General features: G+C 60.3%; 21 protein-coding genes and 5 pseudogenes. 8 read left to right on the plus strand and 18 right to left on the minus strand.

The window, feature by feature from the left end; genetic code table 11:
* The first annotated feature begins 27 nt into the window (after window positions 1–27).
* The 3 genes and pseudogenes from R0J92_RS17405 to R0J92_RS17415 form a co-directional block, all read left to right on the plus strand.
* Window positions 28–873 (plus strand): fumarylacetoacetate hydrolase family protein, encoded by an 846-nt coding sequence (locus R0J92_RS17405; RefSeq protein ID WP_411052542.1) that lies wholly within the window; start codon window positions 28–30, stop codon window positions 871–873.
* Window positions 870–1775 carry a sugar kinase gene (locus R0J92_RS17410; RefSeq protein ID WP_411052543.1) on the plus strand — a complete coding sequence of 302 codons (906 nt, stop codon included), beginning with the start codon at window positions 870–872 and terminating at the stop codon, window positions 1773–1775. Before R0J92_RS17405 ends, R0J92_RS17410 begins: the two co-directional genes overlap by 4 nt.
* Before the next feature lie 132 nt (window positions 1776–1907).
* Window positions 1908–2534, plus strand: a pseudogene (locus R0J92_RS17415) (IS6 family transposase); the annotation flags it as partial.
* Window positions 2535–2753: 219 nt separating this feature from the next.
* Here the strand turns inward: R0J92_RS17415 and R0J92_RS17420 are convergent.
* The 6 genes and pseudogenes from R0J92_RS17420 to R0J92_RS17445 form a co-directional block, all read right to left on the minus strand.
* Window positions 2754–2909 (minus strand): annotated as a pseudogene (locus tag R0J92_RS17420) (IS6 family transposase); the annotation flags it as partial.
* A gap of 44 nt (window positions 2910–2953) precedes the next feature.
* A pseudogene (locus R0J92_RS17425) lies at window positions 2954–3344 on the minus strand (ATP-binding protein); the annotation flags it as partial.
* Window positions 3345–3360: 16 nt separating this feature from the next.
* Window positions 3361–3924, minus strand: a pseudogene (locus tag R0J92_RS17430) (Mu transposase domain-containing protein); the annotation flags it as partial.
* Window positions 3925–3926: 2 nt separating this feature from the next.
* A complete protein-coding gene (locus tag R0J92_RS17435; RefSeq protein ID WP_411052544.1) occupies window positions 3927–4148 on the minus strand; it encodes a tautomerase family protein in 222 nt (73 codons plus the stop codon).
* A gap of 4 nt (window positions 4149–4152) precedes the next feature.
* On the minus strand, window positions 4153–4533 hold the full coding sequence (locus R0J92_RS17440) for a nuclear transport factor 2 family protein (protein WP_411052545.1): 381 nt from the start codon (window positions 4531–4533) through the stop codon (window positions 4153–4155).
* A 376-nt stretch (window positions 4534–4909) separates the two neighbouring features.
* Window positions 4910–5800, minus strand: coding sequence for a LysR family transcriptional regulator (locus R0J92_RS17445; RefSeq protein WP_411052546.1), 891 nt, complete (start codon window positions 5798–5800; stop codon window positions 4910–4912).
* 189 nt (window positions 5801–5989) lie between these two features.
* Between R0J92_RS17445 and R0J92_RS17450 the strand changes: the two genes are divergently transcribed.
* Window positions 5990–6583: a flavodoxin family protein gene (locus tag R0J92_RS17450; RefSeq protein WP_411052547.1), complete on the plus strand. Its 594-nt coding sequence runs from the start codon at window positions 5990–5992 to the stop codon at window positions 6581–6583.
* Between the two features lie 289 nt (window positions 6584–6872).
* On the opposite strand, the gene R0J92_RS17455 is transcribed toward R0J92_RS17450, so the two are convergent.
* From R0J92_RS17455 to R0J92_RS17485, 7 genes are all read right to left on the minus strand, one after another.
* Window positions 6873–8432 (minus strand): cisplatin damage response ATP-dependent DNA ligase, encoded by a 1560-nt coding sequence (locus R0J92_RS17455; protein ID WP_411052548.1) that lies wholly within the window; start codon window positions 8430–8432, stop codon window positions 6873–6875.
* Entirely contained in the window at window positions 8433–9437 is a 1005-nt protein-coding gene (locus tag R0J92_RS17460; protein ID WP_411052549.1) for a ligase-associated DNA damage response exonuclease, read from the minus strand.
* Window positions 9434–9898, minus strand: coding sequence for a pyridoxamine 5'-phosphate oxidase family protein (locus R0J92_RS17465; RefSeq protein ID WP_106165072.1), 465 nt, complete (start codon window positions 9896–9898; stop codon window positions 9434–9436). The genes R0J92_RS17460 and R0J92_RS17465 overlap by 4 nt, the downstream gene beginning before the upstream one ends.
* Before the next feature lie 25 nt (window positions 9899–9923).
* The gene (locus R0J92_RS17470) at window positions 9924–11327 is read right to left on the minus strand and encodes a UdgX family uracil-DNA binding protein (RefSeq protein ID WP_411052550.1); all 1404 of its coding nucleotides are present in this window, start codon (window positions 11325–11327) and stop codon (window positions 9924–9926) included.
* Window positions 11324–12556 (minus strand): putative DNA modification/repair radical SAM protein, encoded by a 1233-nt coding sequence (locus tag R0J92_RS17475; RefSeq protein ID WP_411052551.1) that lies wholly within the window; start codon window positions 12554–12556, stop codon window positions 11324–11326. Before R0J92_RS17475 ends, R0J92_RS17470 begins: the two co-directional genes overlap by 4 nt.
* 48 nt (window positions 12557–12604) lie before the next feature.
* Window positions 12605–13924 (minus strand): mechanosensitive ion channel domain-containing protein, encoded by a 1320-nt coding sequence (locus R0J92_RS17480; protein WP_411052552.1) that lies wholly within the window; start codon window positions 13922–13924, stop codon window positions 12605–12607.
* A 172-nt stretch (window positions 13925–14096) separates the two neighbouring features.
* On the minus strand, window positions 14097–15557 hold the full coding sequence (locus R0J92_RS17485) for an FAD/NAD(P)-binding protein (protein ID WP_411052553.1): 1461 nt from the start codon (window positions 15555–15557) through the stop codon (window positions 14097–14099).
* A gap of 169 nt (window positions 15558–15726) precedes the next feature.
* Between R0J92_RS17485 and R0J92_RS17490 the strand changes: the two are divergent.
* A pseudogene (locus tag R0J92_RS17490) lies at window positions 15727–15857 on the plus strand (IS3 family transposase); the annotation flags it as partial.
* 226 nt (window positions 15858–16083) lie between these two features.
* A complete protein-coding gene (locus R0J92_RS17495) occupies window positions 16084–16887 on the plus strand; it encodes a Crp/Fnr family transcriptional regulator (RefSeq protein WP_411052554.1) in 804 nt (267 codons plus the stop codon).
* On the opposite strand, the gene R0J92_RS17500 is transcribed toward R0J92_RS17495, so the two are convergent.
* Window positions 16873–17274: a DUF892 family protein gene (locus R0J92_RS17500; RefSeq protein ID WP_411052555.1), complete on the minus strand. Its 402-nt coding sequence runs from the start codon at window positions 17272–17274 to the stop codon at window positions 16873–16875. The two genes, R0J92_RS17495 and R0J92_RS17500, sit on opposite strands and share 15 nt — an antisense overlap.
* A 213-nt stretch (window positions 17275–17487) precedes the next feature.
* Here R0J92_RS17500 and R0J92_RS17505 point away from each other — a divergent pair, with 213 nt between their 5' ends.
* Entirely contained in the window at window positions 17488–17619 is a 132-nt protein-coding gene (locus R0J92_RS17505) for a DUF6552 family protein (RefSeq protein ID WP_411052556.1), read from the plus strand.
* A gap of 108 nt (window positions 17620–17727) precedes the next feature.
* A complete protein-coding gene (locus R0J92_RS17510) occupies window positions 17728–18960 on the plus strand; it encodes a GAF domain-containing sensor histidine kinase (protein WP_411052557.1) in 1233 nt (410 codons plus the stop codon).
* A 324-nt stretch (window positions 18961–19284) separates the two neighbouring features.
* On the opposite strand, the gene R0J92_RS17515 is transcribed toward R0J92_RS17510, so the two are convergent.
* Genes R0J92_RS17515 through R0J92_RS17530 form a run of 4 tightly spaced genes read right to left on the minus strand, consistent with a single transcriptional unit; the run spans window position 19285 to window position 22591 of the window.
* On the minus strand, window positions 19285–20295 hold the full coding sequence (locus tag R0J92_RS17515; RefSeq protein WP_411052558.1) for a zinc-binding alcohol dehydrogenase family protein: 1011 nt from the start codon (window positions 20293–20295) through the stop codon (window positions 19285–19287).
* A gap of 24 nt (window positions 20296–20319) precedes the next feature.
* Window positions 20320–21495, minus strand: a complete 1176-nt coding sequence (locus tag R0J92_RS17520; RefSeq protein ID WP_411052559.1) for an MFS transporter — start codon at window positions 21493–21495, stop codon at window positions 20320–20322.
* A gap of 29 nt (window positions 21496–21524) precedes the next feature.
* A complete protein-coding gene (locus R0J92_RS17525; RefSeq protein ID WP_411052560.1) occupies window positions 21525–22196 on the minus strand; it encodes an SDR family oxidoreductase in 672 nt (223 codons plus the stop codon).
* Window positions 22193–22591 (minus strand): glyoxalase, encoded by a 399-nt coding sequence (locus tag R0J92_RS17530; RefSeq protein WP_411052561.1) that lies wholly within the window; start codon window positions 22589–22591, stop codon window positions 22193–22195. The genes R0J92_RS17525 and R0J92_RS17530 overlap by 4 nt, the downstream gene beginning before the upstream one ends.
* Window positions 22592–22669: the final 78 nt, after the last annotated feature.

The raw sequence follows: 22669 nt of genomic DNA on the forward strand, positions 1-22669 counted from the left end.
CATCAAAAGCCTGAGGACTGACACGACATGAAATTGCTGCGCTATGGTGCCCCCGGTGCCGAGAAACCGGGATTGTTGCACCGGGACGGAACCCTTCGCGATCTCTCAGATATGATCGACGATCTCGCTGGGGCGGCGCTCTCGCCCGAGAGCCTCGCCGGACTGGCCGAAGTGGATGCGGACTCGCTGCCGGTGGTCGAAGGCAACCCGCGTCTTGGCCCGCCGATCGCGGGTACGGGAAAATTCATCTGCATCGGTCTCAACTACGCCGATCACGCCGCCGAGAGTGGGTTGGACGTGCCGCCGGAGCCGGTGATCTTCATGAAGGCGAGTTCCGCCATTTGCGGGCCGAATGACCCCATCGTCATCCCGCGCGGTTCCACCAAGACGGATTGGGAAGTGGAACTTGCGGTGATCATCGGCAAGCCCGCAAAATATGTCAGCGAAGCCGAGGCGATGGACTACGTGGCCGGGTATGCCATCACCAACGACGTCTCCGAGCGCGCTTTTCAGACCGAGCGGGCTGGGCAATGGACCAAGGGCAAGAGCTGCGACAATTTCGGCCAGATCGGCCCTTGGCTGGTGACACAGGATGAAGTGCCCGATCCGCAATCTCTTGCCATGTGGCTCAAGGTGAATGGCGAGACGATGCAGGACGGCTCCTCCAGCACCATGGTCTACGGCGTGGCGCATCTGGTGCATTACCTCAGCCAGTTCATGACGCTTCATCCAGGAGACGTGATCTCCACTGGCACGCCCCCGGGCGTCGGCCTTGGCATGACGCCGCCGCGCTACCTGAAGGCAGGTGACGTGGTAGAGCTGGGCATTGCAGGTCTTGGACGGCAACGCCAGGACGTGATTGCCGACCAATGACGCAAGCGGAGCGCCTCGATGTTCTGTGCCTCGGTGAGGCGATGGGGGAGATCGCCTTTTCTCCCGCCGGAGTGCCGCAAGTCGCAGTGGGTGGTGATACCTTCAACACTGCCATCTATCTGGCGCGGGCGGGGCTGCGGGTGGGCTTTGCCAGTGCGGTGGGAGAAGATCCGTTTGGCGATCTGATCCAGCGCAGCCTGCGCGAAAATGACGTATCCGACAGGTTGTTGCGACGCGTCCCGGGGGCGGTGACGGGGCTTTATGCGATCTCCAACGATGCCAGCGGCGAGCGCAGTTTCTCTTATTGGCGCGAGACATCGGCAGCGCGGCAGTGCTTTGCCGCACCTTCACAGATGTGGATGGAGGGGCTGGGCGAGACATCGCTGCTCTATTTCTCCGGGATCAGCCTTTTTGCATTTCAAGCGGATCTGGACAGGTTTTTTGCCAGCCTGTCCGCTCTGCGCGCCGCCGGGCTAAAGATCGCGTTTGATGGTAATTTTCGATCTCGGCTCTGGCCGGGAGACAAGGTGCGGACACAGGAGATTTTCCGCGCTGCCATAGCTCTGAGTGACATCTACCTGCCCACATATGAGGATGAGGCCCTGCTCTGGGGGGATCAATCGGCAGAAAATTGTTGCGCACGCCTGTCTGAAATGGGGCCCAAGACCATCGTCGTGAAGGATGGGGCAAACGGATGCCTGATCTGGGCGCAAGATCAGCTCAGCACGGTGCCGGTTCCCGCGCAGGTGTCGGTCGTGGACACAACCGCTGCCGGAGACAGCTTCAATGCGGCGTTTCTGGCTGGACTTCAGCAAGGGCAGCCCGCCACCGAAGCGGCTCTGGCCGGGCACCGGTTGGCCGGTCAGGTGATCGGGTATCGCGGCGCGATCCTGCCAGCCTGAGTTGCGCTACGGGGCGCCGTCGCTGGCTTTCTTGTCAACTCACATGCAGGTTGCCACGCTCAGGTCGATTTTGAGTGCGGGGATCAAGCTATGATTGACTTCTAAGGGCCGCATTTCTCTGGCGAGGTCACGCTGTGTGCCGTTCGCTGGTATTGCAGGTACGGTCGCAGCTACCGCGATCTGAAGCCATGACGGCGGAGCGCGGTGTGCGTGTCGATCATCCGACCATTTACCTCCGGGTGCAACGCTAGGCCCCCGAAATGGAGCGGCGGATGCGCTGGCAGTGGCGGCCGCCGATGCCGGATCGCTGGCGCGTTAACAAAACCTATTCAAGCTGCGAGGCAAGTAAGCGTATCTGTACCGGGCTGCAGAGAAGCTGGGGCATGCGATGGATCATTATCTGTCACGGACCAGCACTGCGAAGGTCGCGAAATGCTTCCGCAGCAAGGCCGCCGCGCTTATAAAGCTCGGGGAAAACCGTCCAGAACCAACACCGACAGGTCCGGGTGCGATACCCAAGCGGTACGCGAATTAATGAAAGCGGGGCAAGTGTCTCAAGGATGTCGAAAACCGCCAGGTCAGATACCTGAATAGTGTGATCGAGGCGAGGCAACGCAAGCTCAAGCAAGTGATCGAAGCGGTGCGTGGCTTTGAAATGATGAAGACGGCTTATTCGACCATCAGGAGTTTTGACGTGATGCGGGGCCGCGAAAAGGCTAGGAGTGCGTATTCAACCTATTACGCGATCCCGTTGGCGAATAACGGATGATTGAGCGTGCTTTTGGCGCTGGACGCTGTGTCATGACCGAAGCCATTCGCAATGCTTGAAGCCCGTTTTGCAGCATAAATCCTTCGAACCGAAGGCGTTTGCTTCCTAAAACCATGTTTGCAACAGAGCCGTCGATTGCAACAACCTGACAATCCCGTCTGCAGAGCTTCGCGTAATTAAAAAGCAGACTTTGCCAGTGGGCCGTGGGTATCGAGAGCATCACCGTTTACATCCGCAGCCCACCAGAGCCAGCATTTCCGACCGTTGATCGGTATGACCAATTCGTCCAAATGCCATGTGTCGGCCGCGGCTGGCCGGTCTCGCCTGCTAAAACTGGCGAAAAAACCGCAAAAACGGTTGATCCATCATACAGCGCAGCCGTGTCGGGCCAGCGGAGCTTGGGTTGCTCTCGGGGCTTGAAGCGCCAGCGTTCGTTTCTGGTTCCGACGATTTTGCAATGGTGGGTGAGGTGATCGAGGAGCGCTGCGGTCATCTTTGCGTTCCCGTTTGCCGCGCCGAATGCATGTCTGGGCGAAGCTCACGGCGAGGTGGGATTTTCCGGTCCCTGCGCCGCCGATCTACACGACGTTACGTTGAGGCTCAAGGAACTCGCCGGAGGCCAGATCGCGCACCAGCGGTTCGTTGATAGGCGTGTCAACGAAGTCGAGCTCGTCGATCTCATTTGCGAGAGGGAGCTTGGCAATTGTCGTCTGGTATTTGATCGGCCGAGCCTGCTTCTCGCTGATCTCGGCGTTCAGAAAGTCACCGACGATCTGTTGCGGTTGGTGCTGCCGCATCATCCCTTCGGTGATGATCTCATCTTAGGCGGCCGTCATGCCGTAGAGCTTCGGCGGGCCCATCGCGTCCAGCTCCTGTAATCTTTTCACGGTTGGGTCTGGATCATCTGCCGGTCTTGCCAGGCTTGCGCTGCACTTGCCTGATCTCGGGCGGCAATTCCCAGTCCTTGAACGGCGCCCCGTTCCTGAGGGCACTGGGCTTGCGGGCCAGCACCGGTGTGTTGTGCCGCGGGTCGTCGACGGCGTTGTCGCGGCCGAAGGCGCGTGCGTGGTGCCTCACGATCTTGCCTTCCTGCCAGAACTCGACGCGCTCGGCATAGTCGCGGATGTCGACTGCACGACCGACGGCGCGACCATCGACCGAGTATCGGTTCCTGTCGAACCGGACGAGGCAGGTCTTCGCGTCCGATGCTGGCACGGCATGAAAGCCGTAGAAGGGGTCGACGCAAGGCACCAGGCTCGGGCGCTCGGCCTGGAACACCTCCCAGGTCGCGCGCCCCCGAAGCTCTGGAATCCAGGCTGTCGTTCTTGCCGGTGCGCAAGACGCACACCGGCACATTGGGAGATATGTTTGGCGGCGAAGGGTCAGGCCTGTTCAGCGCGAATAGTGCTGACCTGCCGCCCCTCCAAACCCCAGTTTTCAAGCGGGACTTCGTCGATGACGACACATGTGGTGGCCGGACTCTTGCCAAGAACGGTGGCAAGAAGATCCGTCACCCCCTTCACCAGTTGTTTCTTTTCTTCGGTCGAGGGGCCGGTCCCATTCGGGCCGCCCTCTTGGGTTACCTTGATGTTCACATAGGGCATTGTGTCAGTCCTTTCCTTCCACAAACGAGAACACTTTGGTGAGAACGCGCCAGCCTTGATCTGTGTGGATGATCGTCAATAGGTCTTGGTAGTTACGACCCATCATCGTCATGCGGGCCTCTACCATGCCGATGCGTGTGCCTTTGAAGGTGATCCGTTCGATGACCTCATCCCGGGCGTCGCCACGGGAAGCGGGCGGCGTGCGGGCATCGATCCGTGTCATATAGGCGTCGAGCCCCATGTGCTCATAGGTGCCCTCTGTTCCGTTTACGTAGGCGAGGTCAGGGTGGAAGACGGTTCGCAAAATGTCGCTGTTTGAGTGATAAAGCCCCTCGAAATAGCGCGTCATGAGGTCTTGGACCTCAGCGTCATAGGATCCGCTCATCCTGCAATACCCCGCTGATCCGAAGGGGGCGTTGCAATGAGAGTAATTTTGCGACTGGCTTCTGTGCATGCGCTGGTGCGACCGCGATCCGGGAATTGGGAATAGAGTGTCATACGATGTTCCATATTGGCGTCTCCATTGATCTAGCAATGAGAGTCACCGAAAGATAACATCGAGTTTTCATGTATTTGATCTGCAAAGTAGATCAATTGAACAAGTTGCGAGCCGAGGGGGGGCAACCCGACCGATACGCGAACGGGGTTCGGGAAGGCCGGGCTTACAGAGCCTCCTTCACTGTTATTGTCGTTGCAATCTGACTGCGCCTAGAAAGCAAGAATGGGCCAGCCTCAACAAAGAGCGCCCGTGCTTTGCGTGGTCAGCTGTCTTGGATCGCCTCGCGTCCCAGAGCGTTCCAAATCCGCGACATGACCTGTCCCATCGGGTGATCCCGGCGTCTGATCGCAAAGATCTCCGTGTGGCGCGGAGGATGGCCCTCGATCACCAGAGGAACCAATTCTCCTGATCTGAGTTCATCGAGGATTAAATGCTCCGGGATCCCGCCCCACCCAAGACCTGCCTTGATGATGGACTTCTTGGCTTGAAAATCCGAGACCGTCCAACGTTGGCCACCCAAAAGCAGGTCGCGGCTCTGTTGATAGTCATTCCCGCCAGTCCCTGACACAACAACCTGAGTGTAGGCCTGCATCTCACGGCGCGACCTGACCCGTGACGGGTCGGCCGCCGAAAATGCCGGGCTGGCGACGGGGCGGATAGTGATGGTTCCAACCGGACGCGTTTCGACTTCATCGATTGGCACGCCATCGAGCCCGGCGATGATAAGATGGGCCTCACCATTCATGAGACGCGCGAGCGGACCGCCCATCATCTCGGTCACTAGCTTGATATGCGTTGCAGGGAAGGCGCGCCCCACTTCTCCGAGAAGGTTCAGAATCGGATCAAGCGACATCGTTGCTGTGATCGCGATCGAGACCAGAGGCTCCTGTTCACTTCGCAGCCCGGCAGCCACGGTTTTCAAGCCATTAACCTGCTCCAGGACACGCGTCACCTCGCGATAATAGACCTCGCCTTCCGGTGACAATCTGGGCCGATAGGCGTCCCGCGAGAAGAGGTCGAACCCCAATTCGTCCTCGAGTTTTTTGATTTGATGGCTCACCGCGGATTGCGCCTTGTTCATACGATCCGCCGCTCCTCGGAATGTTCCGGAGGCGACAATCGCGTCGAGTGCTATGAGCTGATCCAATGTCATGGTGAGCCTTTATGATCTCATAAATCGATCATTGACATGAGAACTCAATATTACCAATCGCTGATTTCTGTCGACATAAGCAAGCGGGACATCCCAACAGGAACTGGATGCACCTCCGTTCCGAAATCTTGGTGTCGCATTCAGGGCAATCCGGCCAGCTCGGTCGGCGCCACTCAAAAGGAGAAAGCAATGGTGAAGATCGTAATCGTCTACCACAGCGGCTATGGCCACACGGCGGTGCAGGCCAAAGCGGTGTATCGCGGTGCGAGCGAGGTTGCCGGGGCGCAGATCACTTTGATCCCGGTCGAAGAGCGCGCGCAAAATTGGGAGGTTATCGACGACGCCGATGCAATCGTCTTTGGCTCCCCCACATATTTCGGCAGTGCCTCCGCGCAGTTCAAATCTTTTCTGGATGAGACCTCAGGTCGATGGCTCGAAGGGCGCTGGGTCAATAAACTTGCTGCAGGGTTCACTAACTCGGCGGGGATGAGCGGCGACAAACTCGCAACGCTTCAACAGATCAATCACTTCGCCATGCAACATGGCATGGTCTGGGTTGGTCTGGGCTTGCCGCCCGGAAACAACACCAGCACAGGCTCTCCCGAAGATCTCAATCGCCTCGGTGGGTTCTTGGGCGCGATGTCGCAGGCGGATGCCGATGTGTCAGCCGAAGTTGCGCCGGCAGGCTCTGATCTCAGAACCGCAGAATACCTTGGCCGCCGGGTCGCCGAAATCGCGCAGCGCTGGCAGTCTGGTCGAGCGTCCCAAGCATCAGCCAGCTGAGCAAGATCCTTTCCGCCGCCATTTCTAGATGACGACACAGGCAGCCGTTGAGCCGCACCTTCCGAGGCCCAGACTTACGGGCCTCGGCCCCCTAAATCCTTGGTCTGGTGCAGCGCATCAAACGCGTTCGAAGCGACGCAGATCGTATTGTGGCAGGCTCAGCTACGTCTTGGTCACCCGCATGACCATTGAAGAACAGGCCCTGCGCTATGATCTCAGGATCGCACTCTACGCCAGCACTTTGCCAGAGCACGTTGGGACGAAGCGCCGTATGGCCAGACGCGCGTGATCACTTCGGCAGAAGCGCCTGCAGGCTGGCCAGCGTGTCGGCCTCCGATGCCGGTTTGTCGTCGCGAATGCGGCTGATGCGTGGAAAACGCATGGCGACTCCTGATTTGTGCCGGGTGGAGCGGTTGAGCCCCTCGAAGGCGACCTCGACCACCTTGATCGGTTCCACCGCGCGGACCGGGCCGAAGCGGTCGGTGGTGTGGCTGCGCACGAACCGATCCAGATCCTTGAGTTCGGCATCCGTGAACCCGAAATACGCTTTTCCGACCGGCACCAGCGCCTCCCCATCCCAAACGCCGAAGGTAAAGTCGGAGTAGTAGCCCGAGCGCTTGCCGTGTCCGCGCTGCGCATAGAGTAATACCGCGTCGATCAGCATCGGATCACGCTTCCACTTGAACCATGGCCCTTTGATCCGCCCCGCCTGATAAAGGCTGCTTTTTCGTTTCAACATGACCCCTTCGATCACCTGATCGGGCGGGTCAGCGCGCAGATCCGCCAGCGCCTCCCAGCTGTCGAATGCCAGCAGCGGCGACAGATCAAGGCGGGGGTGTGCGTGTCGCGCCACCAAGGCCTCCAGCGCCGCGCGGCGGGTGGTGAAGGGCGCACCACGCAGATCTTCGCCATCCGCCACCAGCAGGTCATAGGCCCGCAGTGCTGCCGGGTGGCTGGCCCGCATCTTTGCCGAAACCTGCTTGCGCCCAAGCCGTTTTTGCAGGTCGCCGAAGGGCGCAACCGCGTCGCCGCGCCGGATCAGCAATTCGCCGTCCAGCGCCGCCGCGTCGGGCAGCGCCTCCAGCACATCGGGAAACGCTGAAGAGATATCCTCGCCGGTGCGGGAATAAAGCCGCTGCACCCCGCCATCGCTCACCGCTTGCACGCGGATGCCATCCCATTTCCATTCTGCGGCGAAATCATCGGGATCAAGTGCGCGCAGCGCGTCCAGATCAGTCGCGGTGGACAGCATCACCGGGCGGAACGGCGCCAGCGCGGCACTTTCGGGTTTAGGGCCGCCCGTCGCCCAGGCGAACAGCGGCTCAAAGGGCGGAGTCAGCCCGTGCCAGATCTCTTCGACCTCGGTGACCTCGATATCGCCGAACTCGGCCAGCGCAAGCCGCGCGAGCCGCCCCGAAACCCCGACACGCAGCCCACCTGTCGCAAGCTTCAGGTAGGCGTATCGCGACGAGGGGCCGAGCGCGTCCAACCGTGCGGCGATCACCCCGGGCAGATCGGCTTTGGCGGTCTCTCTCAGCTCCGCCACCACGTCGGGCAGCGGCAGGTCCCCGTCCTGTTGGCCGGGCCAGATTAAAGCGATGGTTTCAGCCAGATCGCCGACGAACTCGTAAGAAAGCCGAAACAGCTCCGCGTCGACCCGTTCGGCCACCAGAGCCCGCAGCAGCGACGGCGTAACCTTGCGCAGATCCAAGTCGCCGGTCAGTGCCGCCAGCGCATAGCCGCGCGCCGGGTCGGGCACCCGGGCGAAGTAATCCACCAGAAGCTGGAGCTTACCGCTGCGTTGCGGCGTGAATGCGAGCCGTTCAAGGAGGTGGGCGAAATCACGCATCTAGTCGGCCTCGTCTTCATAGCCGATCAGCCGCAGCGGCCGGGCGGTGCGACCGGTCATCTCGCACCAGCGGATCACAGCATCTTCGCGCCCATGAGTGACCCAGGTTTCTTCTGGGTTCAACTCCGTGATCGTGCGGGTCAGATCGGGCCAGTCTACATGGTCAGAGATGATCAGCGGCAGCTCCACGCCCCTCTGGCGTGCCCGTGCTCGCACCTGCATCCAGCCACTTGCGAAACAGATCACCGGATCGGGGAAGCGCTGTGCCCAGGTTGAGGCAAAGGCCGAGGGCGGGCCAATCACGATGCTGCCTTTGAAATCCGCCTTGCTGCCCCGCGCGACGGTGGCTGGGCGCAGATTGCCCAAGGGCACGCCCTGCGCGATATGGTAATCGCACAGCTGTTGGAGGGCACCGTGGATGTAGATCGGCGCGTCCCACCCGGCCTGTCGTAGCCCCATGATGACCCGTTGCGCCTTACCCAAGGCATAGGCACCGACCAGATGCGCGCGGTCCGGAAAGGCCTGCACCGACGCCAGCAACCGGGCGATTTCATCAGCCATAGGCGGGTGGCGAAACACTGGCAGGCCGAAGGTCGCTTCGGTTACGAAGATGTCGCAGGGGACGGGTTCAAACGACGCGCAGGACGGGTTTGCCTCGCGCGCGTAGTCGCCGGAGACAACTGCCACCGCGCCGTGCTGCTCAATCCGGATCTGGGCCGAGCCCAGAACATGCCCTGCAGGGTGGAAGGACACTGACGCGTCGCCGACTTGCGTCACGCCTTGCGCCACCTGCCGCGCCTCGGCAAAGCTCTCTCCATAGCGGATCGACATGATATCAAGGGTCTGCGCCGTCGCCATAACCGCGCCGTGTCCCGCGCGGGCATGGTCCGCATGGCCATGGGTGATCAGAGCGCGGGGCACTGGTTTAATCGGGTCGACATAGAAATCTCCCGAGGGGCAATAAAGCCCCTCGGGTCGATTTGTAAGGATCTCCGCTGGGTTCAAAACGTCACGGTGACATGGCGCCCCATGTCAGGCTGCGTGTCGGTCAGGTTGGCCTTCAGTGTTTCATATAGAAAAACCATGCCGCTTTTCGGGCTCAGCCACAGCTCGGAGGTTTTCGGCGTCATCCGGGTCAGCACCAGATCGGGGTCGTCCTTGCCTTCTTCAAACCAGGACGCGGCGACGAAATTCCAAACCTCGGCCAGTTTCTCGCGATCTTCCGACAGCTCCAGCGTGCCATTGAGAACGCCATGCAGTCCCGCATCTGTATCACAAATGGCAAAGCGGATCTCTTTGCCAGCTTTTGCGGCTTCGGCCGCGTCGGTGCCTCGGGCCGTCAGGAACCAGATGCAGCCATCCTCGGGTGCGCAGTTTGGCGACATGGGAATAAGGCGGCCATTCACCTCCATCAGACCGGCACGCACTTTGGCGAGGCGATCCCAGAATTCTTGTGTGTCAGTCATGAGGTTTCCTCTTCATTAAGGCTTGCTACGCCTCAACGCTCCGCGCGCCCATTCGTTCCCTTGCGAGTTCCGCAGCGTGGCTCAGATCAGCCGCCAGTTCGGCGCGCATCTCCGCGCCCCGCGATCGTGCGCGCAGGATCGCTGCGGGATGCCAGGTGATGAGGACGTCACCGCCACGGATCGCCGGTTCCAGCGTGCCACGTCGCGACGTCAACGCCGCGCGACGCCCGGTCAGCGCAAATGCGGCGCTCGCGCCGAGCGCGACGGTAAGCCGGGGCCGGATCAGCCGTCGTTCCTGGTCCAGCCACCATCGGCAATGGTCTATCTCGCCGCGCGTCGGGCTTTCGTGCAGTCGCTGCTTGCCCCGCTGCGTAAACTTGAAGTGTTTCACGGCGTTGGTCAGATAAGAGGGCGGGCATCCGGCCTCTGTCATCGCGGCGCGCAACAGTTGACCGGCGGGGCCGACAAAGGGCAGCGCTTGCTGGTCCTCGTGATCTCCCGGTGCTTCGCCGACGATCATCAGGGGTGCATCGGCGGGCCCTTCGCCCCAGACCATCCGCCGCGGAGCGCAAAGGTCGCATCGTGTACACGTCTCGGCCCCCGCACGCGCCTGATCTAGCGTTGCAGGCATTGCTGCGATCCGCGCCGCGCGTTTCGGCGGCTCTGTCGGCAGCGCGTCCCGCATCCGCTGCACGCGCGCTTCGGCGTCTTGCAGCATGGCCGGGATCGCGCGGGTCTCGGGGAGGTTTTTCCAGTACTTCACCGGCATTTCGGATTTCATTGCGCCAATCTTTACCCGCGCCGGGTTGAATATATTGGTGAAATACGTCGTCCAGAGTGCCTCTGACGCGTCCTCCGGCAGATCCGGGCGTGGCCCCGGGAGGTCAAAACCAAGCTGGCCGTCTGAAAACCGCGCGGTGCCGAACGGCGTTGCAATCAGCCAGTCCATATCGGCGAAGCGGCGGGCGAAGAAGGGCGCGGCGGCCTCTACGATACGGTGGTCTGGTTCGAACCACGCGGCAAAGCGGCGGCGCGCGCCACTCGTGAGCAATTCGCGAAACCGGACGAAGGCGTGCATCTTGTGAATGTCGCGCCCCACGGCCTTTGCCAGCCGGTCAAGACGACGGGTCAGAGGATCGGCGGGGTTCCCCAGTGCGCGCCGGTCGTCCTGATGACGCCAAAGCGCTTGATAGAGCAGGGCGGGCGCCTCCGGGTCGGTATGGCAGATGACGCTGCCTGACAGCTGAACGAAGCTCTTGGGCACGCGAAGATCGCGCGGGCCGTCCGCAGCGGGAATGGGTTCACCGCCAAAGAGGGTGCCGCCCTGCCAGTCGACCTCCTCCGGCACAATCCTGTGGCTGGCGAGCCGACGGGCGGCCTCGCGCCACGCCTTTGCGCGTCCCAGAACGGGCAGGTCGACCTGGATCATGCGAACAGGCTGAGCTGCTCGGGCGGTGGCGCATAGCGTGCGCGCAGTCCGGCGCTGTCGGTCAACGCGCCGGGCGACCAGTCGGGCAGCGTAATGAACGGCTCGGCCTGTTTCACCCGCGCGCCGATGCGGATCAGATCCGCGTAGCGCAGCGGCCCAGAACGCCGCGCAGCAAGGATGCGTTGCACGGTGCGCGTTCCAAATCCGGGAACGCGCAGCAACAGCTCACGCGGCGCGCGTGCCACATCCACGGGAAACTGTGCGCGATGCGCCAGGGCCCAGGCGAGCTTTGGGTCGATCTCCAGATCCAGATTGCCGCCCTTGGTGGAGGATGTGATCTCCGCCGCATCAAAACCGTAAAACCGCATCAGCCAATCGGCCTGATAAAGCCGGTGTTCCCGGATCAGCGGCGGCCGGATCAGCGGCAGCATTGCGGAGCTGTCGGGGATCGGAGAAAAGGCCGAATAATAGACCCGCTTGAGCTTGTAGCCCTGATAAAGCCGAGTGGACGTGCCCAGAATATCGCAGTCAGAGGTGCCATCGGCCCCGACGATCATCTGAGTCGACTGCCCAGCAGGGGCAAAGCGCGCAGGCCGCTTGCCGCGATGGCTGGCCACTTTGCTGGCCGCGCGTGTTTCGCGCACATGGCTCATGGCTGCGCGGATGCCTTTGGGCTGTTTCTGCGGCGCAAGCCTGGCGACGCTGTCGTCTTTGGGTAGTTCCACGTTGATCGACAGGCGATCGGCGTAGCGTCCGGCCGCTGTGATCAGGTCGGGCGACGCCTCGGGGATCGTCTTGAGGTGGATGTAGCCCTTAAAACCGTGATCCTCGCGCAGCATCCGCGCGATGCGGACCATATCTGTCATCGTATCGTCCGGGCTTCGAATGATGCCCGACGACAAAAACAGCCCCTCGATGTAGTTGCGCCGATAAAACTCCAACGTCAGCGTCACGACCTCTTCGGGGGTGAAACGCGCCCGTTCCACCCTGCTCGAGACGCGGTTGACGCAGTAGACGCAGTCATAGATGCAGAAGTTGGTCATCAGGATCTTCAGGAGGCTGATGCAGCGCCCGTCGGGCGTATAGGCGTGGCAGATCCCGCTGCCCCCGGCACTGCCGATCCCGCCGGCGCGAGAATCCCGTCGCGTGGTCCCGGAACTCGCGCAGGAGGCATCGTATTTCGCAGCATCCGACAGGATTGCGAGCTTATCTTGGAGTGTGCGCTTCATGAGAACATACATAGAACACTGGCGCGTGCCGTGCAAGCCTTGCCGCTGTCAGCGCAGCAGATCGGTATCGTTTGATCCTTCGATCGGCACCTGCATTTGCTCTTCAAGATCGTCCTCGGCGCTGAGGTCGTCGTCCATCTCCGATCGGCCCTCCTTGGGGGCGGGTTCGGGCACTGGGGCGGGTCCCGTGCCCTGCTGCAGCGGGATGCCTTCGGGAAAGATGATCTCCCGCGCTTCATCGGGCATGGAAATGCCGGCATCCATCAGCGTTTGCTTGATCTGCCGGACCAGCGCGCTGCGCAGCTTGAGCGGTGAAATCTGCGCCCCGTCGAACCAGTAGTAGATCTTTACGTTCACGGTCGAGGCGCCAAGCGTGTCGGCCAGCACCATCGGCTCGGGGTGCTTCAGCACGCCCGGTTCGGCACTGAGCACAGCATTCACGATCCGTTGCACATCGCTGATCGCCGCGTCATATCCGATGCCCAGATCCAGCTCTCCGCGGCGGCGGGGCACCGCGGTTATATTCTCTATGATCGACTTGAAGACGGTCGCATTGGGGATCTGGATGTGGTTGCCTTCTACTGACACCAACACCGTGCTGCGCGTGTTCATGCTGTGAACGACGCCGGACTTCCCGGCCACGTTGATGATATCGCCCCGCGCAAAGGGTTGGCGCAGGCTGAGCAACAGCGAGGCGAGGAAATTCTCGGCAATGTCGCGGAACGCAAAGCCGATGACGATCCCCAGCACCCCGGCGCCGCCGACCACCGATAGCGCCAACTGGGTCAATCCCGCGATTTGAAGAACGAGGTAGAGCCCCAGCAACAGCACCGGAAGCGCGCCGAGCCGTGCCAGGATGTCTGCGATGAACGGCGACCGCGTGCGCCCGCGCAGCGACCAGCTCAATATGTGGCGCACCAGACGCGCGGCGAACCACGCCAGCGGCAGGATAAGCAGGGCCAGCGCGATGGAGGGCAGCGCCCCTAGCAGCCGATCTTTGAGCACGCGCACCTCGCGCACGGCAGGGTCGATGGTCAGTTCGACCGCTTGTTCCACCTCGATCCTGTTGACCACGGCGACAACCCCCGTGGTCTTGGCAGCCAGATCGCGCGCCCAGGTCTTGCGCTCCGTCGTCGTCGTGGTTCCGTCCAGAAACGCGATACTGTCATTCACACGCACTGATGCGTCCGAATACCAGCCTGTGGCATCGAGGATCTGCGCGATCCGCTCCGCGATGCGCCCATCCGCAAGTCCCGGCTCTATATCCACCGCCTGATCGGTAGAGGTCACCTCGACCTCCGTGTCATCCGGGGTCTGGGCCAGCGCGGGCGCGGCCGTCAAAAGCAATAGGATCAGAAGGATGCGCATGGCGGCCTCGGTCTGGATAGGTGCGGAGTTTGGGCCAAGCGGCGCCTGATGCAAATGGGGTCGTAGGTGCCGACATAGGCCTGGATCAAGCTTTGCAGCATCAGACGCGGTTTGCCATGCTTTTATTCTCTGCGCCGTTTTGTGTCGTGCCTGTGGTGGCTCAAACACCTTTTTAGCCGCCGAGAGATTTTCTGGCCCACTCAGCCGTCACATCGCCAAAACAGTCGACGAGGGAATCCGTTGCCCACCTTTGGCCTTCGGTCGTACGGCCGAGCACGGAGAGCCCATCCGTCACCGGTTTCAATCCGCAGTCGACCTTTAGGTGTCCAGCGCGGATCAGGCCGCGCACCAAGGGATCGGTGATATCGTCGGGCGATGGACCGGGAAGAACGCAATCGATCATCGCGTCGGCGAGGATCTGATCATTCAACCGCCACCCGCCGCGCTCCAATGAGATCGCCGGGTCCTCCGCAACGGTCAGACGGACCAGACCCTTGTCGATCAGGGCCCGAAGCAGGCGGGCGCTGCGCACGGGCGGGCCGTAGGAATAGCGCTTGAGCCCGTTTTCAAAGGCGACCAGGGCGGAGCGGGTCTCGCAACTGCCGTCACACGCTGCGAACGGTCCCCGCACATCCTGTTGCAGCTTTCGCCAAATCTGCCCGACGGCATAGCCAACCGAAGGAGCGCGCTGTCCTTCCGCCATCGAGAGTCCGATCTCGAGCGCGGACACCGGGTCATCGTGCTCCTGCGCGCCGGGCGCGTCGCGCTCCGCGGCGAGCCACGGCTGGGGGTCGGTGTTGGTGACGCGCGCGACAATCGGCGCCAAGGCGTCGGTCAGGCACTGGACCGCGGCATCCGTCGAAAGCGTCAGTGCCCGCGTCACCGCGCTGATCACCGCGCGCCGCTCGGTCGGGGACGGATCAAAGAGGGCGTCGATATCGGCATTGGCCGGCTTCGGCATCGGAGGCATCCCGTCAAGCGAGAACGGAACGATCAGATCCGGTTCCCGCCCCGAGGCGTGATAGCTGTCGCCATCCATGGTGCCGCCTTGCCCGAGCGTGAGCAGGGCGATCACATCCAGCGCCGAGAGTGCGAGTCCACGCAGCGCCACGACCCGCCCGCGCCAATCCTCGGAGCGGATCGACGTTGTGGGGTAAGCGTCGATAAAGGTCAGCTTCTGCGCGGCGGCATGCGCGCTCCAGCGGGCGGCCTGCGCGTCTTGTGTCACCGGGGGTTGGCCTTGCGTCAGAAGCAGGTTGTCAAACGGCCCCCGGCCATCGACGATCCAACCGCGATCATAATGCGCCGACACGGCGGTGGCGGGGACATGTGCGACCTGTGATTGCAGTCTCTGCCAGCGCTCTGTCAGGTAGCGGCCTACCTCGGCCCTTGGTGGATAGGCCTCTGGCGTGCCTCCCAACCAGTCGGCAAAGCGCGGCGCACCAAGATCAAGCTCCCGAACCGGCAGGTTCAAGAGGCACTCGGGCGCTTCGTCAGAGCGAAAATTTGGTCCTACGCCCGGGTAACGGCCCGGCTCGAATATGCAGATGCGTAGTCCCGGAGCAACCTCCAGCGCCGCCTCGGCGGCGGCCAGGCCCCTGGGGCCAAGACCGATGATTGCTAGCTTTTTCAAAGACACGAGTGGCGGCGTAGCTCAGCCACAGTGGAAAGTAAAGCGCGCGGTTTTCTGGACTTGCGTCGAAAAATTGCTGGGGTCGTGAGGGCATGACCGCGACCAAGGAGATAAGCGATGTCAGAGAAACGGGCGGAAGAATTCAAGCGTGATGCAGGTCGCATGGACAGCCAGCGACCGAATGAAACGCAACCTCGCAATACACGCCTTGCCAATGGCGCTAAACCTGCGCCAGCCAGCCCACTAGGCGGCATTCACCACACGGATCGTGGATCGCAATATTGCTCACAAGACAATCAATAGATCCTGCGCATGCATCACTTCGAGACAAGTCCAATCTCGTCCTGCGCCAGAATTGCGTTCCAGGACCGACCCGCAGAAATACCCGAAGCGATGGAACCATGACGGAACGGATGATGATCAGCTCTATTGCGGGAGCTCTTTCGACTAAGGTAATATACTTTGATGTAGCTCGGCACTGCGGAAGGAACGAGGTGGCCGGGATTAACCTATGATAAGATCCGGAATGACCAAAAAAATTGAAAGCTGCCTTGTCAGCCGCCTGTCCCGCTTCGTTGACCTGACCGAGCGTGAACGCGCCTTCATTGCTGAAATGGAGAAGGATGAACGACCTTGCCATAAAGGTAGAACGGTCGTCGGTGTGGGCGACCGGTCGGATGGCGTGACCATTCTCAAGTCCGGCTGGGCTATCGTGAGGTCTGACAGCACCGATGGCCGAAGCCAGATATTGAGAATTTACTTGCCCGGCGAAGTGATGGGGCTTGCTGAGATCGGATCGTCACGTGCCAGTCATCGCGTGGTCATGCAGACCGACGGGGTCATATGTCCATTCCCCCGAAACGGTTTAGCGCCGCTCTTCTCGGATCATCCGCGGCTTGGGGCGCTTCTGACTGCGGTCGGCAGCCTTGATCAGATCGCGCTACGGCACCATGCCAGCAGTCTTGCATCAATGGATGCAACTCGAAAGCTCAAGTTTTGGCTGCTGCAACTGAGATCACGTCTTGAAATCGCGAACGTCGGTTTGGGCAACCGCTTGCAAGTGCCCCTCAGCCAGGCCGAGATAGGACAGGCCGTCGGCCTGACATCCATCTACGTAAACAAGCTGCTGCGCAGGTTTGTCGAAAACGGCGAAATCGAAATCGAGCGTCCTTACTTGCGTCTGCTGGATCGCGAGAGATGGGAAAAAGACTGTGAGTACGTTAATCCATTCGTCGACATGGATACGTCTTGGTTTCCACAGCCCGACCCCGTGCGGCGCGATGCGACTGCGCCATCAAAATTGGCCGAGCCGGAGTTAGAGCCAGACTAGAGCTTCCCGGTTGATGCCACCAGGTGCGAGCGCGGTCATCGTGCGGTCGCCATCATGGGACGCATCGAGGCAAGCCTTCAGTTCAATCATGTCGCTGTTCAATTCCAGGCGCTCGGCGAAAGCCGCAAGGCATCCGTACCCTGCAATCGCGTAGTGGATCAGCCACTGATACCGCGTGATGATCATTGCATCGCGCGGTGCTTCCTTGCCGAAGCTATCTTTGATCGCATGCGCTTGTGCCTCTTCGACTAGCCATTCCATTCCCTTGTAGTGCTGCCCCTCGGTGGTCTCGTCGCGCTCACTTGAGGTTTTCGCGATGGCCTCAATTCCTCTCTGGATGCCTTCGGCTCCGGCATTCAGGGCCTTCATCAAAGTCACCCAGTCCATTCCGCCGTGCCTAAGTCTCGAAATCCTAAACCAGTTTAGTATGTGCGCTCCGCACGCAGCGCATTGATTGCGTAACGTAGTCCAAGGTGGCCGCACATGCCCCTTGGAGGATCCTATCAATGCACAACGTCTTTTACGTCATCGGACTGATTGTCGTCGTTCTGGCGGTGATCAGTGTTTTGTTCTGATCCATTCACCGCAGGATAGACGCCGTTGGATCTTCACCGGTTCGTCGTCGGCGTCATCGGTCGGTTCATTGCCGACCGTCTCTGTGGCGACAAGGAATTCATGCTGATCCACCTCGTTTCTCTTGGCGCGATGTCGCCGGGGATGGCCAGCAGATGACGTGAAGGAGCTCGTAGGCATGGCACGCGATCACGCGCCCGGCAGCAAGATGCCAACCCGTTCGTGATCCGTGAACGAATATATCAGAAGAAGGCAAAAGTGATTTCAATGACCAAACCAGAAGCTATCTCCGAGTTGCAGGATCACTCGGCGTTTCTTGCCGGAACCCACGATTTCCAGACAGATATCGAATTGCTGGCAGGCAGTGATTTTGTCGCGACGATTCTTGAGACCGTCATGCTCGCGACGAACATGCGCTTTGCGGGGGTTGCCCGTGTGACAGCCGACAGATGGGTCGCCTGTCGCACAATCGACGAGATCAACTTCGGTCTCGCCGAAGGCGATGAGATCCCAATAGATTCAACCTTTTGCCAAAATGTCCGGGACACATCCGAGATGGTCATCTTCAACGATGTCGCTACGGACCCAAAGTACCAAGGCCATCCCATTGCAGCGGCCTTAGGCATCACGAGCACTGCATCCGTGCCAATCTATCGAAGTGACCGAAGCTTTTTTGGCACCCTCTGCGTGATCGACACGGAACCGAAAGACGTCAAGAGCCCCCGCGCCGTGGCGATGCTGCGGATGTTTGCAGATCTCATCGGAAGCAGTCTGGAAACCGAGGAAAGACTGGAAGCCCAAGAGCAACTGATCGAGCACGAACGCAATCTGGTCCAGATTCAGGAAGAGTTCGTGGCGATACTCGGCCACGATCTGCGAAACCCGGTTGCCGCGCTTGGTGCGGGCCTCCGACAGCTGGACAAGGAACCAGTGACAAGCCGGGGGCGAGAACTTCTGGTTCTGATGCGTGCATCATTGCACCGTATGAACGAGCTGATTGACAACATGATGCTGCATGCGAAATCCCGCCTCGGCAGCGGTATTGCCGTGACGGCCGTGCCAGATGCACCGTTGTCGGAAGCACTACAGCATGTGGTGGAGGAAATCCGTTTCACCACCCCAGAACGAGAAATCCTTCTGACCGTAGACCTGTCAAAGCCGGTCAGCTGCGATCCGGATCGGATCGGGCAAGCGGTGTCGAACCTGATTTCGAACGCGATCACGCACGGCGCCCCTGGATCACCAGTTCAGGTCTCGGTCAGAAGCTGCGACAAAGAGATCTACATAGAAGTGGAGAATGAGGGAGATCCGATCCCGCCGGAGCTTCAGAAAAACCTGTTTCAGCCGTTCCGTCGCGGGAATGAAACAAGCGAGGGGCTCGGGCTCGGTCTGCACATTGCATCGTCGATCGCCAACGCCCATAGCGGACGTCTCTCCGTATCGAGCGAGGGCAGCACGACCTGTTTCCGGCTTGAGCTGCCGAAGCTCAACGTTTCGTAGTTCCATACGCGCTCTGCGGCCAAACACTCCGATCCGATCACTCTTCTTGTCATGCAAATTGCCAGTTAGGCAGAGCTGAATGTCCATTCTCGGGAGGCCGTTCGCTCGTGCACCAGATGCTTCGCTGCGCCTTGCATGAATGTCGAGTTTGGGCTGGCCGCAGTTATCTTGTGACCGACACCAAATGCGATGTCGCTGCAACCAATCTGCCGCATTGCGGCAAGTCGGCTTGGAGCCCAGAGTGCAGGTGTTGCAAGATGCGATAGCGGCGCCTTTGACGGCATGTGGGTGTGCGGAGTGGATTTTCGCACTCCGCACGCGTTGTCAAAATCCCTCAACCACAATTTTGCCTTTGGCTTGGCCAGTTTCAACCAGCCGGTGTGCTTCGCGCATATTGGTGGCGTTGATTGGTGACATCCGTTTTGACACGGTTGTCTTGATCTTTCCCGCGTCGATTTGATCGGCGACATATGACAGCAGTTTGTGCTGCTCGACCATATCGTGGGTCTGGTGCATCGATCTGGCGAACATGAACTCCCAATGTAAGCTTGCCGCCTTCACCTTCATCCCACCCATCGGCATCGGCAGATCAGTATCGTCAATCGAGACAATGCCACCTTGCGGGCGGATCAGCTCGACGGCCGTCTCCCAATGGCGCATGTCGTTGAAGATTGCGATATGATCGACATGCTGAATCCCCAGGGCACGGATCTGCGCCACCATATCTTCGCGGTGATTTACCACATGATCCGCACCAAGGTCCTGCACCCAGGCAGAGGTTTCGGGGCGTGAGGCTGTGGCAAGGACCTTCAGGCCAGCCTGTTTGGCAAGCTGAATACCGATGGAGCCAACACCACCACCGGCACCGATGATCAGGATAGATTGGCCACTATCAGCGCCGTCGCGATCAATGCCGAGGCGATCAAAGAACGCTTCATAGGCGGTGATCGTGGTCAGCGGCAAAGCCGCAGCCTCGGCGTGGGACAGGGATGCCGGCCTGCGCCCGACGATACGCTCATCGACAAGATGGAATTCAGCGTTGGTGCCGGAGCGGGTGATGTCGCCCGCATAATAAACCTCATCGCCGGGCTTGAAGAGCGTCACCTCAGAGCCGGCAGCCTCGACCACGCCGGACGCGTCATACCCGATGATACGCGCTTGATCCTCGACCTTGTCCTTTGGTGCCCGCACCTTTGTATCAACCGGGTTAACGGCTACGGCCTTGACGGCGACAAGAATGTCGTGGCCTTTGGGTTCTGGTTTGTCGACCTCCAGGTCAAGGAATGCGTTGGCATCCTCGACTGGCAGGTAGTGGGTGAAACCTACGGCTTTCATGTGAAATCTCCTTGAGGTTTGGGGTTAAGCTGCGACCGAAACGGAAGGGGATTTCCATTCCTGCCAGATGATGAAGAGCAGTCCGATTGCGGGGACGATGATGGCGGCGAAGGGAATGTATCCCGGTCCCCATGCGCTATCGACCACGACGCCGCCGATAATCCCGCCCAGGGCGTTGGCGATATTGAAGGCCGAGATGTTCGCCGTCGCGGCCAGCTCTGGGGCATCGCCGCCGTGTTTCATGACCCGCATCTGCATGGGCGGCACGTTGGCAAAGGACACCACGCCAAAGACAAAGGAGGCGGCAACGAACAGATAAGGTTGTGACGCCACCAAACCGACGACGATCAGGGCTGTACTCATTGCCAGAGGCCATCCGATCAGCGACGCGCTCAGGTTCTTGTCAGCGGTTTTGCCGCCAAGCGTGTTGCCCAAAACCAGGCCCAGGCCGACGATGACAAGGATCCATGTCAGGGAGGATCGCTCAAACCCTGCAACCTGCTCGGCGATCGGGGCGATATATCCGTAAAACGTCATGAAACCGACCCACCCCAATGTTGTGATGAGCAAGCTGGCCAGCAGTTGCGGATTACGGAACGCGCCGATCTGTGAACGAACAGATTTGGGTTCTTCAGCACCCTGCGGCGGGATGGCAATCGCAATTGCGGCAGTGGCGATTGCCCCTAGCGCGGCGACAACAATGAAGGTGGCGTTCCAGCCGAAAATATTGCCGATCCATGCCCCGCCGGGAACGCCAAGCACATTCGCCAGCGTCAGGCCCGCGAACATTTGACCAACCGCCTGGCCCTCCATGTTCTTGGCGACCAGTCGCGTCGCAACCACCGCTCCGATGCCGTAGAATGGTCCCTGTGTCAGGCCAGCCATGACGCGGCTGATTATCAGGGTGGTGTAGTCAGCCGAAAATGCAGTGATCAGGTTGGAGACCACGAACAATGCCATCAGCCCGATCAGCACAACCCGCTTGCGGTAGCGCGCCAGCCATAGCGTCAGGATCGGGCCACCAATGACGATGGCCAAGGCATAAGCAGTGATCAAATGTCCCGCTTGCCCCTCCGAAATGTTCAGGCTTTCGGCAACCTGTGTAAGAATACCGGCAATCACAAACTCTGCGGTGCCGATGGCGAAAGCTGCGAGGGTCAAAATCCAGACCTGCAGCGGCATTTTTGATTTTAGTGACATGGATTCGGTCCTATCCGGGACGGATTTGTTCAGTTGATGAGTGCGCCACCATCGATGTCGATGACGGCACCGGTGACGAAGGCGTTGTCGATGGAGAAGAGATAGCCTCGGGCGAGGTCTTCCGGCGCACCGGCCTTACCTGCAGGAAGTGATCCGGCCGTACGGTCGAGCATCGTTTGCCGCGCCTCCGCATCCATACCTGCATGGGCTTCGGTATCGGTCAGGCCGGGGCTGATCACGTTCACGCGAATGGGTGCCAGTTCCTTGGCGAGAATCTTGGCGACGGCCTCGATCCCCGCATTCATCGCTGTTTTCACGTAGGTCCCCGGCACTGTCCGCCGGGCAAGAAAACCAGATGTCAGCGTGATCGACCCACCGGGGCGGATGTGTTTGGCAGCAGCTCCGGCTGTGGCGATGGCGCCCCAGAACTTGGCGTCAAACGCCTGTTTGGCGGCATCAATAGACACATCTGTCACCGCACCACCCGGCGCCGCTGATCCTGCAGTAAACACCAAATGGTCGACCGGGCTTTGAGCTTCGAAATAGGCAGCAACTGCGGCTTGGTCCGTCACGTCCAGACCGGTCGACCGGCTTATGGTCGCAACCGATCCCGGGCGCAGCGCAAGCGCCCTGGCGACGGCTTTCCCGATCCCGGAGGTGCCACCGATGACGATGGTTCTGGTGTCGTTTGTAAAGGTCATTGGATCTGCTCCTGTGGCTCTGGAATGGGGTCATGAAAGACGGCCTCGATCAGCGGGCCCGATGGGGTTCGCAAGAACAGTCGCCGCTCGCCCCGCTCGGCGAGATCCATCTTTGAGTAGGGGATATTCAGCGCTTCCAGCTTGGCACGGAATGCGCTGTAGTCGTCGAGGTGGATCCCCACATGGTCATAAGCCTCTGCGGCGCTATCAATGCCATAGCCCCGCGCGCCAATCAGGTGCACGATGGGCTTGTCGCGTGCATAGAGCCAATGCCCCGGAATGCGCTGGATCGCCTGCGGGCGTTCGCGTTCTTCAAGCTCGTCAAAAACCTCAAGGAAGAAAGACCTGGTCTCGGGCAGATCGCGGGTGCGGATTGTGATGTGATCAAGGTGCATGATGACCTCCTTTCGTTGGTCACGATCTACAGCTTGTCCATTCTCTGAATAATTGGGTAATATTCAAAATTATAATTC

Origin of the sequence: Tritonibacter sp. SIMBA_163, assembly GCF_046535935.1 — a bacterium.
GTDB lineage: Bacteria > Pseudomonadota > Alphaproteobacteria > Rhodobacterales > Rhodobacteraceae > Epibacterium > Epibacterium scottomollicae.